The organism is Rhizorhabdus sp. P4_G6 (genome assembly GCF_056401045.1).
Map to the genome: position 1 here is coordinate 22,715 of NZ_JBFUKC010000019.1, position 14,863 is coordinate 37,577.

A 14,863-nucleotide genomic window follows, 5' to 3' on the forward strand; every position below is an offset into this window, starting at 1 on the left:
ATAAGGACTTGGATTTCCCGACGACGATAAAGTTCAGGCCGGTCGGGTCAGCTCCGCCCATCCCGGGAAGAGCGACGCCGCCAGCAGCACGGCCATGCCGATATTGAAGGCCCGCAGCGCCGACGGGCGGGTGAACAGCCGGCGCACCACGGTGCCGCCGCCGGCCCACAGCATGATGCAGGGGAGGCCACAGGCCGCGAGCACCAGCGCCACCAAGGTCACGTCTGCGATCAGGTGGCCGGGCCGCGAGAAGCTGGTCGCAGCGCCCAGGCTCATCGCCCAGGCCTTTGGGTTGACCCACTGGAACGCTGCTGCATCGAGGAAGGTGAGCGGCTTCGCCCGCGGCGAGGCCACGCCCATGCCGGCCGACGTCGCGATCCGCCACGCAAGGTAGAGGAGATAGGCCGTGGAGACGAGGTGCAGCGTCGTGTAGAGCCACGGCGCCCCGGCGATGATGCTGGCCAGGCCGAACCCCAGCAACAACACCATGACCACGCAACCGATGCTGATCCCGAAAATATGCGGCAGCGTCAGGCGAAAGCCGAAGGTCGCGCCGGAGGACAACAGCATCATGTTGTTCGGGCCGGGCGTCACCGTCGATGCGATGCAGAAGGCGCCGAGTGCGAGAAGCGTATCGGGTGCCATGACTATCGTCGCAAGCACATGGCGAGACGGTACTGGGCGTCGATCATCATTCGCCGTCCTTCGGGCCGCGCATCGGGCCCGGCCGAGGCGAGGGCGGCGGCGGAAACGACGGCTGCGAAGCCGATCAGCAAGAAGCTAGCGAGGGCTGTCATCCATATCTGTCTCATTGTCCCTATCCTGTTTGGGATTGACACTCGCCCATTGCGATCTACTTTGTCATATGTCAAAGGCGATATTGTCATTGTGACATTATAACTGCAATCTGGATGCCCGATGATCTGGACTCCCGTTCTCGATGATGATGCTGACACCGTGTCCGGCCGGCTGCTCGCGGCCCTGCGGCGCGATATCGACGAAGGCCGCCTCACGCCGGGCACCCGGCTGCCCCCGCATCGCGAGCTTGCGCACCGGCTGGGCATCGGCATCGGCACGGTCACCGCCGTCTATGGAGAAGCGGCGCGGCAGGGCCTGCTGACGGCCACGGTAGGACGCGGAAGCTTCGTGGCCGATACCGCGCCTCGTCCCGGCCGCACGGATGGTTCGATCGATCTCGCCCGCAACCTGCCGCCGCTCGCGGCAAGCCAGCGGCGCTTCGCAGCCACGCTAGCCAAGCTGAGCAAGCGCGGCGATATCGCGCAGTTCCTCGATTATGCGCCACCGGGCGGCTATGAGGCGCACCGCCGCACCGCCGCCAGCTGGCTGCGGCGGGTTAGCGGTCTTGCCGATGCCCGTGCCGACCGGCTGGTCGTCACCAGTGGCGCCCAGCAGGCAATGACGCTGGCGCTCGATACGCTGTGCCGCCCCGGCGACACGGTCATGACCGAAGCCGCGACCTATTTCGGCGTCCGCTCGATCGCGGGCGCCGGCGGCTACCGCACACTGGGGCTGGAGATGGACGAGCAGGGCCTGCTCCCCGATGCGCTCGACCGGGCCGCCGCCGGAGGCGCCCGGGTGCTCTACACACTACCGACCCTTCAGAACCCGACCGGCCGGATCATGGGCGACGCCCGTCGCGCCGAAATCGCCGCGATCGCGCGCGCGCGTCAGCTGTGGATCGTCGAAGACGACCTTTATTCGGCTTTTGCTATCGGCAATGCGCCGCCCCCGCTCAGCAGCTATGCGCCGGAGCGCTGCTTCTACATCAACGGCACCTCCAAGGCGCTCGCGCCGGGCCTGCGCGCCGGCTATCTGATCCTGCCCGACGACGATCATCTCGATCGGGTGCAGCGACTGATCCTCGCAAGGGTCTATGCGCCCGCCGCGATGGGAGCGCTGATCGCCAACCAGTGGATTGAGGACGGCTCGGCGGACGAGATCGTCGCCGAGGTCCAGGCGGAGATGGCGGCACGCGGCAGGATGGCCATCGAGCGCCTGGGGCCGGCGATCAGCCCGCCGGGCGATCCGCGCTGCCCGCATCTCTGGCTGCCCATGCCGGAGCTGGAGGCCGAGCGCATGGTGGCGCGCGCGATGCGGGCCGGCGTCGAACTCACGCCGCCATCGGCGCCGCTGGTCGATCCTTCCTCGATCTCCGGCGTGCGCCTTTGCCTGGGCGTGGCGACGGACCAGGCGCAGCTGGCGGTAGCGCTGGATCGGGTGGCGCTGGCGCTGGACGGGGGCCGGTCCCCTGCCGCATCGGCGGTCATCTGATACATCCCAGCCGGCGGTGGATATTTGCCATGCGCGCACTAGAAGACAGACCATGACAGACTTCCCCCTCGCCCTGTTCGACAGCTGGTTCGCCGAGGCGCGCCAGGCGGAACCCAATGATCCTGAAGCGATGGCGGTTGCGACCGTCGGTGCCGATGGTCGACCGTCGGTCCGAATGGTCCTCCTGAAGGGACATGACGAACGCGGCTTCGTGTTCTATACCAACTATGAAAGCCGCAAGGCCGAGCAGCTGATGGAAAACAGCCGGGCCGCGCTGCTCTTTCACTGGAAGTCGCTGCGCCGCCAGGTTCGCATCGAGGGACCGGTCAGCAAGGTGAGCGCCGCGGAGGGCGACGCCTATTTCGCAACCCGCTCGCGCGATTCGCAGCTCGGCGCCTGGGCATCGGACCAGTCGCGCCCGCTCGATAGCCGCGCCACCTTCGAGGCGCGCTACCAAGCGATCACCGAACGCTTCCAAGGCGTCGATGTACCCCGCCCCCCGCACTGGTCGGGCTTTCGCGTCGCGCCGGAGCGGATCGAATTCTGGCAGGATCGCGCCCATCGGCTTCATGAACGCCGCCTGTTCACCCTGGACGGCGACGGCTGGACTGAGGGCCTGCTCTACCCATGACGCTCGCCCCCAACGTCCGCGCCGGGATGGCCTCGGTCTCCGTGGCGCTGTTCCTGATCGGCCTGAAGGGCTATGCCAGCTGGACCACCGGCTCGGCGGCGATGCTCGGGTCGCTCGCGGATACCGGACTGGACCTGATCGCCTCGCTGGTAACGCTCTACAGCGTCCGCCTCGCCGCGACCCCGGCGGACCGGCAGCACCGGTTCGGCCATGGCAAGGCCGAGGCGATCGCCGCCTTTTTCCAGGTCGTGCTGATCAGCCTGTCGGCCTTCTGGATCACCACCCATTCGATCCAGAAGCTGATCGCGGGAGTACGGCCGGCCGATGCCGAAGCTGGCATCCTGGTGTCGCTGATCGCACTGGCGCTGACCCTGCTGCTGGTCACCTACCAGCGGCGCGTCGTGGCGCAGACCGGATCGCTCGCGATCAGCACCGACAACATCCATTACCAGAGCGATCTCCTGCTCAACGCCGCGGTCATCGCGGCGCTGGCCGCTGAACAGTTCATGGACATCCAGGGTGCCGACGCAGTGGCCGGCATCGCTATTGCCGGATGGCTGCTCTACGGCGCCTACACCGCGTCGCGCCAGGCGATAGACCAGCTGATGGACCGGGAATGGCCCGAGGAGCGCCGCCGCGCCTTCGTCGAAGTCGCCAATCGCCACCCCGAACTGCAGGGTATCCATGACCTGAAGACCCGCACCGCAGGCCATCATGACTTCGTGCAGTTCCATGTCTGGGTCGATCCGCTGATGACCGTCGGCGATGCGCACCGGGTGATGGACGAAGTCGAGGACAAGCTGCGCGAGGCGTTCCCCGGCGTCGAAATATTGATCCATCCCGATCCTGCCGGACATGTCGACGGCAACGAGGAGATGCGGTCTTGAAAATCCCGTTCCAGCAGGTCGACGCCTTCGCCGACCGTCCCTTCACCGGCAACCCGGCCGCGGTGATGCCGCTCGAGGCGTGGCTCGACGACGCGACGCTCCAGGCCATCGCCGCCGAGAACAACCTCGCGGAGACAGCCTTCATCGTGACATGGCTCGGCGACGACGCCGATTTCGAGCTGCGCTGGTTCACGCCGGAGATCGAGGTGGCACTGTGCGGCCATGCGACGCTGGCCGCCGGCCATGCCCTCCTGTCGTCCCGGACATCGGTCGACAAGGTGCGCTTTGCGACCCGGAAGGCCGGCATCCTCGAAGTGGCGCGCGACGGCGACGGCTACAGCCTGGCCCTCCCGGCATGGGAAGTCGCGCCAAAGCCGCTACCCGATCATGCTGCGGTACTCGGCGGCACCCCGACGGAAAGCTATTGGCGCGACGGCGGCTATGCCGTCTTCCTATATGGCAGCGCGGCCGAAGTGCACGATCTTTCGCCTGATTTCAGGAAGATGCGCAGCTTTGGCGATATCCTGTTCATGGCGACGGCGCCCGGCGACGAGACCGACATCGTCAGCCGCGTCTTCGCTCCCGGAGCGGGTATCGACGAGGATCCTGTGACCGGTTCGGCGCATTGCATGCTGACCACCCTTTGGGCGAAGCGCCTCGGGAGGGAGAGGTTCAGCGCCTATCAGGCATCGGCGCGTGGCGGCTATCTGAGCTGCGCGCTGGAGGGTGACCGGGTGGTGCTGGGCGGCAAATGCGCGACGGTGATCGAGGGTGTGTTCAACCTGAGCTGATCGTCAGGCCGGCTCGAGCTCCGCTGCCACGGTTTCGCGGATCCACCCGCCACCGAGGATGCGGTCGCCCGCATAGAGCACGGCTGCCTGTCCGGGGGCGACCCCATATTCGGGCTGCTCGAACCGGACGACACCTCCCTCGAAGCGCGCCGGCACCGGCTTGGCGAGCGAGCGCACCTTTGCCGTCACCGGTCCGGCATGGCCCTCGCCGATCCAGTTGAGATCGTCGAGTGCCGCTGCCGACACTGCCAGGGCGCGGCGCGGGCCGACGACCAGGCGTTTGGTGGCGGGCTCCAGCCGCACGACATAGAGCGGCTCCGGGCTGCCGCCGATTTCGATGCCGCGACGCTGTCCGACCGTGAAGTGGATCAGCCCCTTGTGCCGCCCAAGCACCCTGCCCTCCAGATTCACGATCTCGCCCTCATCGGCAGATTCCGGCCGCAACCGCTTGACGATACTCGCATAATCCCCATCCGGCACGAAGCAGATGTCCTGACTGTCCGGCTTGGCGGCGACGCCAAGGCCGAGTTCCGCGGCGATCGCCCGGACACGCGGCTTCGGCATGCCGCCCAGCGGGAAACGCAGATAGTCGAGCTGCGCCTGGGTCGTGGCGAACAGGAAATAGCTCTGATCGCGCGCAGGATCCGCGGCACGGTGCAGTTCGGCCCGCCCCCCGGCTCCGATCACGCGGCGCACATAATGGCCCGTCGCCAGGCAGTCCGCACCGAGATCGCGAGCGATGCCGAACAGGTCAGTGAACTTGACCCCCTGATTACACCGCACACAGGGGATCGGTGTGCGCCCGGCGGCATATTCATCGGCGAAATCGGCAATTACCGAATCCCGGAAACGACTCTCATAATCAAACACATAATGGGCGATGCCCAGCCTGTCGGCGACGGCCCGGGCATCACGGATATCCTGCCCGGCACAACAGCTGCCGCTCCGGCCCACGGCGGCGCCGTGATCATAGAGCTGGAGCGTCACGCCGATGGTCTCGGCACCGCTTGCGGCGGCAAGCGCGGCTACCACCGAACTGTCGACACCGCCCGACATGGCGACGACGATGCGCGCGCCCTTCAGCGAGGTGCCGTCGCGACTTTCGATCTGGAACTCAGGATTCATCGGGCGCCCATAGCAGCTGCCGGCTAAGCTCGCAAAATCGATTGGAAAATGACTAAAGATTCCTCCCGGTCCGTCGTTTCTTGTGCTGAGACGGAAAACGGGACTCGCCAGCATGAAGTTCAGGATCGACGAATTCCGCATCAGCGACGCCAGGCCGGCGGAAGCACCGCTGGATTTCACTCTGTTGTGCGAACAACTCGCCGCCCTCCAGGCGGAGACGCCCACCGCACGGCTTGCACGTCACAACGGCGCTCCCACCGAACATCATGATCATGCCCACCGGGCGGCCGCGATCCTGCTGGCCGCGCCGCGCACCGATGCCGTTGGCGGGCTCGGCGTGCAGGGCAGCTTCCATGCCGGCGCCGCCGCGCGCGTCGGTGGCGGGGCGCGTTAACGAAGATGTTCCCGCCATTTACCGTCTCACGCAAAGATTCCTTGATTGCGGACCGCCAAGACCGTGTCGGGGAATGAGTCTGGGTCGCATGACCATGTTTGGGGTAACGTATGCTTGAAAATCAGAAATTTCGTCCGCATCAGGTTATCGGCCCGCTGGGTGAACCGCTCACGCTGGACTCGCTGCCGCCGGCCGGAACGACCCGCTGGGTCGTGCGCCGCAAGGCCGAAGTCGTGGCGGCCGTCAATGGCGGCCTGCTGAGCGCGGACGAAGTTTGCGATCGTTATAATCTGAGCGTCGAGGAGTTCGCCAGTTGGCAACGCGCGGTCGACCGCTCAGGAATGCCGGGGCTGCGCGTTACCCGCATCCAGCATTATAAATCGCTGTACGAGCGCCAGCAGAAATATTGATCGGGCTTTCCGGTCGAGACAGGACCCGCTGCCCGCAAGGGCGGCGGGTTTTCTGTTTCAGGCCGACAACAACCCGTCCGGATGGGCGCAAAAGGAACAAGAGGCGGGGTTCGAACGTAGTGCGTAACGATGGCTTTCGACATGATCGAGAGCCTATGACAACGGCAGGAGGACTCGATGAACCTTATTATCTTCCTTATCGTGGGCGGCATCATCGGCTGGCTGGCCAGCATTCTCATGCGCACCGATGCGCAGCAGGGCATCATCCTGAACGTGATCGTCGGCATCATCGGTTCGTTCATCGGCGGCGTGCTGTTCGGCCCAACCCTTGGCGCGGGCGGAATCTATGGCTGGCTGAGCGCCTTCCTGGGCGCGGTGATCCTGCTGGCAATCGTCAATCTCGTCCGCCGCGGCGCGATGCGCTAAGCTTCCGCAAATCTCTGACGCAAAGCCGCCGGGGCTATCTCCGGCGGCTTTTTCATGCCCGATGATTTCGCCGTGGCGCGGCTGGCGGTTGCAAGCCTCTCGACAGAGCCCGGCCGTAACGCCAATCATGGCATCAATCGTTCGGGGCATCATCACCTATGACCAGTCGCGCCAAGCTCATCGCCTACGGCTTGCCGAGGCAGCCGCTCGAAATTCGCCCGGCTCCCTATGAGCGCGACTGGATGGACGCGACCGACCAGCGTTATGCCTATCGCTGCCTGCCGCTGACGATCGCCAATGCCCATGGCTGGGAGATTCTCTGCCCCGCCGGATTTTCCGCCTGGTGGGACGGCAGCCGGACCTCCGACGCGATCCGCATCACCCCCGACGACGAAAACCACAAGCCGGCGATCAGCCATTTCGGCTATGGCGTCCTCACCTTCCACATTCCGGCCGTGTTTCGCACCGATGCCGGATATGACCTGATGGTGCAGGGCCCAATCAACCGGCCCAAGGACGCCATCGCGCCGCTGTCGGGCATGGTCGAAACCGACTGGACCCCCTTCACCTTCACGATGAACTGGCAGTTCACCCGGCCCAACACCGTGATCCGCTTCGAGCAGGGCGAAGCCTTCTGCCATGTCTTCCCGGCCCGGCGCGGCGAACTGGAGAAGATCATGCCCGAGGTGCGGCCGATCGCCGACGAGCCGGAGTTGAAGGCGGCGTTCGACGCCTGGACCGCGAGCCGCGCCAATTTCCTCGACGGGCTCAGGAAGCCCGATTCCGAGGCTTCGGCCGCGAAGTGGCAGAAACATTATTATCGCGGCCAGAACCTCGATGGCACCGGTATCGCCGCCGACGATCACCGCACCAAGATCCGCCTCCAGCCCTTCCGAAAGAGCGAGGAAAGCGACGGGGGGTGAGGCGCGGTTCATCCGTCCACAGATGAACCGCGCGATAGAGTGCTAATTCAGTTCGAACGTCACCGAGACGCTGATCGCGACCTTCTGCTCGCCCGCCTCGATGGAGGAATCCGCCGACTCCTTGGCGCGCGCCATCATCATTTGCATCGGACGGGGTATGGCGTCGTAGCTGCCCTCGCTGATCGCGACGATCCGCGTGACCCGCAACCCCGCCGCTCGGGCATAGAGCGCCGCCCGCGCCCGCGCCGCGGCGATTGCCTTTTCGCGGGCCTGATCGAGCAACGGCTCCGGCCTGTCGATCGAGAGCGCCGGGCCGTCGATCTGGTTGGCGCCGGCCGCGACCAGCGAGTCGAGAATCGGCCCTGCGGCCTTGATATCGCGGAAGCGCACGCTCACGCGGCTCGACGCCTGATAACCCGTGATCACCGGCGGCTGATTGTCGGCATAGCGATATTGCGGATTGAGGCTGATCGCGGTGGTCTGGATGTCCCGATCGGCAACGCCGGCCTTGCGGATAGCGGCCACCGTAGCAGCTGTGCGGCGCGCATTATCGCTCATCGCCGTCGCCGCGGTAGCCGCCTGGGTGACGACTCCTGCGCCGATCGTGGCGATGTCGGGCACCGCGCTCACCTCGCCGCTTGCGATCACGTCCAGCCGGGTGCCGGCCATCGGCGGACGCATGGTCGCTTCAGCCGGCTCCTGCGCCGCCGCCGGGCCCATCAGCGCCAGCGCCAGCGGCACCACGAGGGCAATGTTGCGGGTGTTATCTCCCATTTCGGTTTAGCTCCTGCTTTGCCGCCCACTTCGCGACGTGCTAGGGATATATCGATCATCGCTGCACATGGGCTGAACGCCTTACGGGTGCGAAATGATCCAAGCTCTGGCTCGATGAGGGTGATATGGCGCCGTGCCCTTGAGCGAGGTGACATATTGATATAATACAGTCCGATCGTCATCAGGGCTCGATGGGCCGGCAGTGGAAAGCGTATGGGGATGAACGTCGAATCCGGCATCCAGTCTGACTATAAAGTATATGATTATGATGGCGGCCGGGCTCGACGGCGGCGCCTGATCATCATCGCTGCGGTGATCGCCGTGCTGCTGCTGGCGGTCTTCATCGGTATCGCCATGTTCGGCAAGAAGGACGCAGCGCCACCTCCACCACCGCCGGGCGTAACCGTCATCGTTCCCGGTCGCACCGATATCGCCGCCGCCATCAACGCGACCGGTACGCTGTTCGCGAAGCGCGAGATGCCGGTGGGCGTCGCTGGAGAAGGCGGCATGGTCCAACGCGTGCTGGTCGAGCCGGGCGACTGGGTCGCCGCAGGCCAGACGCTTGCCGTTATCGAGCGCTCGGTCCAGGCGCAGGAAGCCAATTCGCTCGCCGCCTCGGTGCGCGTGGCGCAGGCCGATGCCGCTCTGGCGCAGGCCGAGCTCGATCGCGCCAAGGCGCTGGTCGCGCGCGGCTTCATCTCCAAGGCCGATATCGACCGCAAGACGGCGAGCCGCGACGCCGCGGTCGCCCGGGTCGCGGTGGCCCGCGCCCAATATGGCCAGACGCGGGCCCAGATCGGCCGTCTCGACATCCGTTCGCCCGCCGCCGGCCTGGTGCTCACCCGCGCCGTCGAGCCGGGCCAGGTTGTCAGCCCGTCCAGCGGCGCGCTGTTCCGCGTCGCGAAGGGCGGCGAACTCGAAATCCGGGCGCAGCTGGCCGAGCAGGATCTCGCCAGGCTCAAGGTGGGCGACACCGCGCAGGTAACGCCCATCGGCGGCACGCGCGCCTTTCCCGGCACGGTGTGGCAGATCTCTCCCGTGATCGATCCCCAGACCCGCCAGGGTGTCGCGCGCGTGCAGATGCGCTACGATTCGGCCCTTCGCCCTGGCGGATTCGCCTCGGCCTCGATCCTGAGCGGCACGGTCTCTGCACCGCGCCTGCCGGAGTCCGCAGTGCTTAGCGACGAAAAGGGAGCGTTCGTCTATGTCGTCGGCCCCGACAACAAGGCAGCCCGGCGCGACGTGAAGACCGGTGATGTTACCGATGCGGGCGTGGTGATCCTTTCGGGCCTGCAGGGCAACGAGAAGGTCGTCTTGTCGGCCGGCGCCTTCCTGAATCCGGGCGACAAGGTGACGCCGCATCTTTCGTCGCCGGCTGCCGCCGGCCGCTGACAGATCGGACCCGAGACATGAACAACATCTCAGCCTGGGCGATCCGGAACCCGATCCCGCCGATCGTGCTGTTCATCGCGCTGACGCTCGCGGGGCTGATCAGCTTCGCGCGCATGGACATCAACCAGATGCCCGACATCAGCTTCCCCGCGGTGCATGTCGAGATCACGCAACCCGGCGCCGCGCCGACCGAAATGGAGACGCAGATCACGCGGAAGGTCGAGGCGGCCGTCGCCTCTATCGGCAACGTCAAGTCGATTACCTCCTATGTGACCGAGGGCACGTCGGGCACCAACATCGAATTCCAGCTCGGCACGCCGGTCGATCGCGCGGTCAATGATGTCCGCGATGCCGTCGCCAAGATCCGGTCCGACCTGCCCGAGGGGATTCTGGAACCGCAGGTCTCCCGCATCGAAATCGAGGGCGGTCCGATCGCTTATTATTCGGTCGAGGGCATCGACATGACCCTCGAGCAGCTCAGCTGGTTCGTCGACAACACCGCGATCAAGCGGCTGCAGGCGATCGACGGCATGGCGGCGGTGTTCCGTGGCGGCGGCGTTTCGCGCGAGATCCGGGTGATCCTCGACCCGGCCCGCATGCAGGCGCATGGCGTTACGGCAAGCCAGGTCAACAATGTGTTGCGCGCCACCAATCTGAATGCTGCCGGAGGACGGGCCGAACTGGCCGGCGCCGAACAATCGGTTCGCGTGCTCGGAAATGCCGCCTCCGCATACACACTCGGCGAAACGCAGATCTCGATGGGCGACGGCCGTACCATCCGGCTGTCCGACATCGCCACCGTGCGCGATTCCTATGGCGAGCAGCGGTCGCTGGCCAAGATGAATGACCGTCAGGTGCTGTCGATCGGCATCCAGAAGGCCAAGGGCGCGTCGGACGTTGAGGTTTATGACAAGGCACAGAAAATCCTGAAGGACCTTCGCGCCGAAAACCCGAACATCCAGTTCAAGGAACTGTACACCAGCGTCGTCTATACCAAGGAGCAATATACGTCCGCGCTTCATGCCATGGTCGAGGGGTCGGTGCTGGCCGTAGTGGTGGTGTTCTTCTTCCTCCGCGACTGGCGCGCGACGCTGATCTCGGCGCTGGCGATCCCGTTGTCGGCGATCCCCGCCTTCTGGTTCATGAGCATGATGGGCTTCACGCTCAACACGATCAGTCTGCTCGCGCTCAGTCTCGTCGCCGGCATTCTGGTCGACGATGCCATCGTGGAAATCGAGAATATCGTCCGCCACATGCGGATGGGCAAGACCGCCTACCAGGCCTCCATGGACGCTGCCGACGAGATCGGCCTTGCCGTGGTGGCAACCACGATGGCGATCGTCGCGGTGTTCGTGCCGGTGTCGTTCATGCCCGGCGTCCCCGGCCAGTTCTTCAAGCAGTTCGGGCTTACCGTCGCGGTCGCCGTGCTGATGAGCCTGCTCGTCGCGCGCCTTATCACGCCGATGATCGCGGCCTTTTTCCTGAAGGCCGAGGGCGTCAAGGAACATGGCGGCGGCAAGACCATGGAGAAATATCTCGACCTTCTGAAATGGTCGCTCGTCAATCGCTGGAAAACCATCGGGCTCGGCGCCGTCGCATTCGTCGCTACGATCGGGCTGATGGCAACGATGCCATCCGAGTTCCAGCCACCGCTGGACGTCGACTATAGCCAGGTCAAAATCGAGCTGACGCCAGGCGCGCGCATCGTTGAGGACACTCAGAAGATTGCCGACGAGGCGGTGGCGATCCTGCACAAGCAGCCGGAGGTCGAGAATGCCTTTGCATCCATCGGCGACGATGGCGACACGCGTTTCGCGAACATCTACATCACGCTGAAGCCAGCGAAGGACCGCGACCGGACCAGTATCCAGTTCGAACGCGACACCGCGCCGCTGCTGTCCCGAATCCCCGATGCGCGCGTCAATTTCCAGTCGCAGACCGGCGGCTTCGGTCGCGACATGACGATCATGCTCGCGGGTGACGATCCGGTGAAGCTGCAGTTCGCAGCGCAATCCTTGATCGATCAGATGCGCGGCATATCGCTGGTCCGCGATCCGCGGATCGACGGCGATATCCAGCGTCCCGAACTCATCATCAAGCCGAGGCTCGATCTCGCCGCCGATCTTGGCGTGACCACGGCCGCGCTCAGCCAGGCGATACGGATCGCGACGCTGGGCGACATCGAGCAGAATATGGCGAAATTCTCGCTCAGCGATCGTCAGATTCCGATCCGCGTGTCGCTCAGCGAGGACTCGCGCCGCGACCTTTCGACGATCCAGAACATGCCGGTGCAAACCACCGCCGGCGGCACCGTGCCGTTGCGCGTCGTCGCGGACATCCATTTCGGTACCGGGCCATCGAAGATCCGGCGGTACAACCAGGTCCGGCGGCTCGTGATCGGCGCCGATCTGGCCCCCGGCGCGGTCAGCAGCGACGCCTATAAGGCAGTCTATGCCACGCCAATAATGAAGAAGCTGCCCGTCGGGGTCCGCCAGGTGAAGGTCGGAGATCAGGAGTTCCAGGAAGATCTGATCTCGGGCTTCATCATCGCCGTCCTGTCGGGGGTCATGCTGGTCTTCGCGGTGCTCGTGCTGTTGTACAAACGGGTGCTGCCGCCCTTCGTCAACATGGGCTCGCTGCTGCTCGCGCCGCTCGGCGGCATCGTCGCGCTGAAGCTGTGCGGCATGTCGATCTCGATGCCGGTCTATATCGGCCTGCTGATGCTGTTCGGGATCGTCGCCAAGAATTCGATCCTGCTGGTCGACTTCGCGATCGAGGAAATGCGCCATGGCGCCAACCGCACCGACGCGATCCTGGAAGCTGCCCACAAGCGCGCCCAGCCGATCGTGATGACCACGGTAGCGATGATCGCCGGCATGTTGCCGATCGCGCTCGGGCTGGCCGGCGACAGCAGTTGGCGGGCGCCGATGGCGGTCTGCGTGATCGGCGGCCTTGCGCTGTCGACGCTGCTGACCCTGGTGATCGTCCCTGCCGGCTTCACCCTCGCCGACGATCTCGAAAAGTGGATCGGCCCCAAGCTTGGCCGCGCGCTGGTCAACAACGAGCCGCACCGGATCGAACCGGGCATGCCGCAGCCCGCGGAGTAGCGCGGCTTCTGCCGACTTGACGGATATAGGCATCACGCGGCACGCATCGAGACGCTCCACAGGCGAGGCAGGCAGCTATCGTTTCGGTTGAACATTTACGCGCGACAGCCATTTGGTCCGCATGACCATATTGCAAGCCACCGGACTCGACCGCTTCAATCCCGCACAAGGCGGGGTGCGCGGCATGCGGATCGTGGCTTCCGGGCTGCTGGTCATCATGGCCGCGCTCTATCTGTTCGCCCGAGCGCAGGAAGCACCCGGAGCATCGACGGGCTGGGGCTATCTGCGCGCTTTCGCCGAAGCCGCGATGGTGGGCGGCCTGGCCGACTGGTTTGCGGTCACCGCGCTGTTCCGTCACCCGCTCGGAGTGCCGATCCCGCACACCGCGATCATCCCACGTAACAAGGATCGCATCGGCAACAGCCTCGCGGCTTTCCTGCGCGTCAATTTCCTGACGGCGTCGGTCGTCGCCCGGCGGATGGGACGGGTCGATGTGGCCGGCGCGATCGGCCGTCTGCTGGCGGCACCGCCAGCGGGCGGACGGACGCGCGCCGGCGTTGGCCGCGCGCTGGCGACGATCCTGGAGTCGCTCGGCGACGACCACTTCGGGGCCATGGTGAAGAACGCACTCGCCAGCCGATTGCGCGGGTTCGACATCGCCCCCCTGCTCGGCCGCACCCTGGACGCCGCGATCGTCGAGAACCGGCATGCCGAGATGCTCGACGGCGTCATCGGCTGGGCGGGCCGGATCCTGCTGCACAATGAAGCGATGATCCACGAAATGGTGCAGGCGCGCGCCGGCAAGATCATGAAGTGGACCGGATTGGACGAGAAGCTGTCCACCGCGATCATCGAGGGGCTGCACAAGCTGCTCGACGAGATGTCGACCGATCCCGAACATCCGGTCAGGCTGAAGGCGCAGGAGGGACTGGAACAACTGGCGGACAAGCTGCAGCACGATCCCGAATCCCGCGCCACGGTGGCGAGGCTCAAAGCCGACATGCTCGAAAGTCCGGCAGTGACCGCCTGGCTGGACACGCTGTGGCAGGGCGCGCGGCTGCGCCTGATCGAAACCGCGCGGGATCCCAATGCCGCGCTCGGCGGCCATGTCGGCGATGCGCTCCGCACGCTTGGCGCCACGCTGCAGAACGATGCCGGTCTCAAACGGACGATCAACCGTTTCACCCGCCGCATGACGGTCGGCCTCGTTGCCGATTATGGCGACAATATCGTCAAGTTGGTGTCGGAGACGATCCATGGCTGGGACGCCGGGACCGTGACCCACCAGCTGGAAAACGCCGTGGGCCGCGACCTGCAATATATTCGGGTCAACGGCACATTGGTCGGGGGGCTGATCGGCATAGGCCTGCACGTGCTGGCCGGGATCATCTAACCCGAATCGAGCGCGAATACGCAAAGCAACGGGTGCAACAGCAATGCCGGCGACGCCGAGCCTTGGCCTGTCAGGGCAGACAGGCCGGCCAGGTGGAGGGGAGCAAACCCCAGTCCCGGCCCCCGATCCTCTGCAGCGCCGGCATTACGGCCGCGACCTTAACTATGATCGTCCGCAATACCTTGTGAACGATTGCAAATTCGCGCTTTGTTGCATCCATAACGGTGCATATCGGCCGAGCTTCCACGCAGCGAGGCGAGACAATTATGCGCGGTGCGCGGCGCCGGCTCTTGGCATAGACCGTTACGGCGGGCATGC

The 14,863-nt window shown here is 65.4% G+C and carries 15 protein-coding genes; 11 read left to right on the forward strand and 4 right to left on the reverse strand.

Going from position 1 to position 14,863, the window contains the following annotated elements:
• Positions 1-33: 33 nt before the first annotated feature.
• Positions 34-645 (reverse strand): LysE family translocator, encoded by a 612-nt coding sequence (locus AC1DPF_RS15825; RefSeq protein WP_477962311.1) that lies wholly within the window; start codon positions 643-645, stop codon positions 34-36.
• A 2-nt stretch (positions 646-647) separates the two neighbouring features.
• On the reverse strand, positions 648-797 hold the full coding sequence (locus tag AC1DPF_RS15830) for a hypothetical protein (RefSeq protein WP_477962313.1): 150 nt from the start codon (positions 795-797) through the stop codon (positions 648-650).
• A 121-nt stretch (positions 798-918) separates the two neighbouring features.
• Between AC1DPF_RS15830 and AC1DPF_RS15835 the strand changes: the two genes are divergently transcribed.
• From AC1DPF_RS15835 to AC1DPF_RS15850, 4 genes are read left to right on the forward strand one after another with little or no spacing between them, the layout of a single operon-like run.
• On the forward strand, positions 919-2,292 hold the full coding sequence (locus AC1DPF_RS15835; RefSeq protein ID WP_477962315.1) for an aminotransferase-like domain-containing protein: 1,374 nt from the start codon (positions 919-921) through the stop codon (positions 2,290-2,292).
• A gap of 52 nt (positions 2,293-2,344) precedes the next feature.
• Positions 2,345-2,923, forward strand: a complete 579-nt coding sequence (gene pdxH, locus AC1DPF_RS15840) for a pyridoxamine 5'-phosphate oxidase (protein WP_477962317.1) — start codon at positions 2,345-2,347, stop codon at positions 2,921-2,923.
• Positions 2,920-3,810: a cation diffusion facilitator family transporter gene (locus AC1DPF_RS15845; RefSeq protein WP_477962319.1), complete on the forward strand. Its 891-nt coding sequence runs from the start codon at positions 2,920-2,922 to the stop codon at positions 3,808-3,810. Before pdxH ends, AC1DPF_RS15845 begins: the two co-directional genes overlap by 4 nt.
• Entirely contained in the window at positions 3,807-4,601 is a 795-nt protein-coding gene (locus tag AC1DPF_RS15850; protein ID WP_477962321.1) for a PhzF family phenazine biosynthesis protein, read from the forward strand. Before AC1DPF_RS15845 ends, AC1DPF_RS15850 begins: the two co-directional genes overlap by 4 nt.
• A gap of 3 nt (positions 4,602-4,604) precedes the next feature.
• On the opposite strand, the gene mnmA is transcribed toward AC1DPF_RS15850, so the two are convergent.
• On the reverse strand, positions 4,605-5,726 hold the full coding sequence (mnmA, locus tag AC1DPF_RS15855) for a tRNA 2-thiouridine(34) synthase MnmA (protein WP_477962323.1): 1,122 nt from the start codon (positions 5,724-5,726) through the stop codon (positions 4,605-4,607).
• Between the two features lie 112 nt (positions 5,727-5,838).
• Here mnmA and AC1DPF_RS15860 point away from each other — a divergent pair, with 112 nt between their 5' ends.
• The 4 genes from AC1DPF_RS15860 to AC1DPF_RS15875 all read left to right on the forward strand — a co-directional run bounded on the left by AC1DPF_RS15860 (position 5,839) and on the right by AC1DPF_RS15875 (position 7,879).
• Positions 5,839-6,120 carry a hypothetical protein gene (locus AC1DPF_RS15860; protein WP_477867234.1) on the forward strand — a complete coding sequence of 94 codons (282 nt, stop codon included), beginning with the start codon at positions 5,839-5,841 and terminating at the stop codon, positions 6,118-6,120.
• 110 nt (positions 6,121-6,230) lie between these two features.
• Positions 6,231-6,530: a CtrA inhibitor SciP gene (gene sciP / locus AC1DPF_RS15865; RefSeq protein WP_477867235.1), complete on the forward strand. Its 300-nt coding sequence runs from the start codon at positions 6,231-6,233 to the stop codon at positions 6,528-6,530.
• A gap of 177 nt (positions 6,531-6,707) precedes the next feature.
• Complete coding sequence (locus AC1DPF_RS15870) at positions 6,708-6,956, forward strand: GlsB/YeaQ/YmgE family stress response membrane protein (RefSeq protein ID WP_477867237.1); 249 nt, start codon at positions 6,708-6,710, stop codon at positions 6,954-6,956.
• 158 nt (positions 6,957-7,114) lie between these two features.
• A complete protein-coding gene (locus AC1DPF_RS15875) occupies positions 7,115-7,879 on the forward strand; it encodes a DUF6065 family protein (RefSeq protein ID WP_477867239.1) in 765 nt (254 codons plus the stop codon).
• Between the two features lie 42 nt (positions 7,880-7,921).
• On the opposite strand, the gene AC1DPF_RS15880 is transcribed toward AC1DPF_RS15875, so the two are convergent.
• Positions 7,922-8,653 (reverse strand): SIMPL domain-containing protein, encoded by a 732-nt coding sequence (locus AC1DPF_RS15880; protein ID WP_477867241.1) that lies wholly within the window; start codon positions 8,651-8,653, stop codon positions 7,922-7,924.
• 219 nt (positions 8,654-8,872) lie between these two features.
• On the opposite strand from AC1DPF_RS15880, the gene AC1DPF_RS15885 reads away from it, so the two are divergent.
• The 3 genes from AC1DPF_RS15885 to AC1DPF_RS15895 all read left to right on the forward strand — a co-directional run bounded on the left by AC1DPF_RS15885 (position 8,873) and on the right by AC1DPF_RS15895 (position 14,545).
• Positions 8,873-10,045 (forward strand): efflux RND transporter periplasmic adaptor subunit, encoded by a 1,173-nt coding sequence (locus tag AC1DPF_RS15885; RefSeq protein ID WP_477867243.1) that lies wholly within the window; start codon positions 8,873-8,875, stop codon positions 10,043-10,045.
• 17 nt (positions 10,046-10,062) lie between these two features.
• The gene (locus AC1DPF_RS15890) at positions 10,063-13,152 is read left to right on the forward strand and encodes an efflux RND transporter permease subunit (RefSeq protein ID WP_477867245.1); all 3,090 of its coding nucleotides are present in this window, start codon (positions 10,063-10,065) and stop codon (positions 13,150-13,152) included.
• A gap of 121 nt (positions 13,153-13,273) precedes the next feature.
• Positions 13,274-14,545, forward strand: a complete 1,272-nt coding sequence (locus tag AC1DPF_RS15895; RefSeq protein WP_477962325.1) for a DUF445 domain-containing protein — start codon at positions 13,274-13,276, stop codon at positions 14,543-14,545.
• The last annotated feature ends 318 nt before the right edge of the window (positions 14,546-14,863 follow it).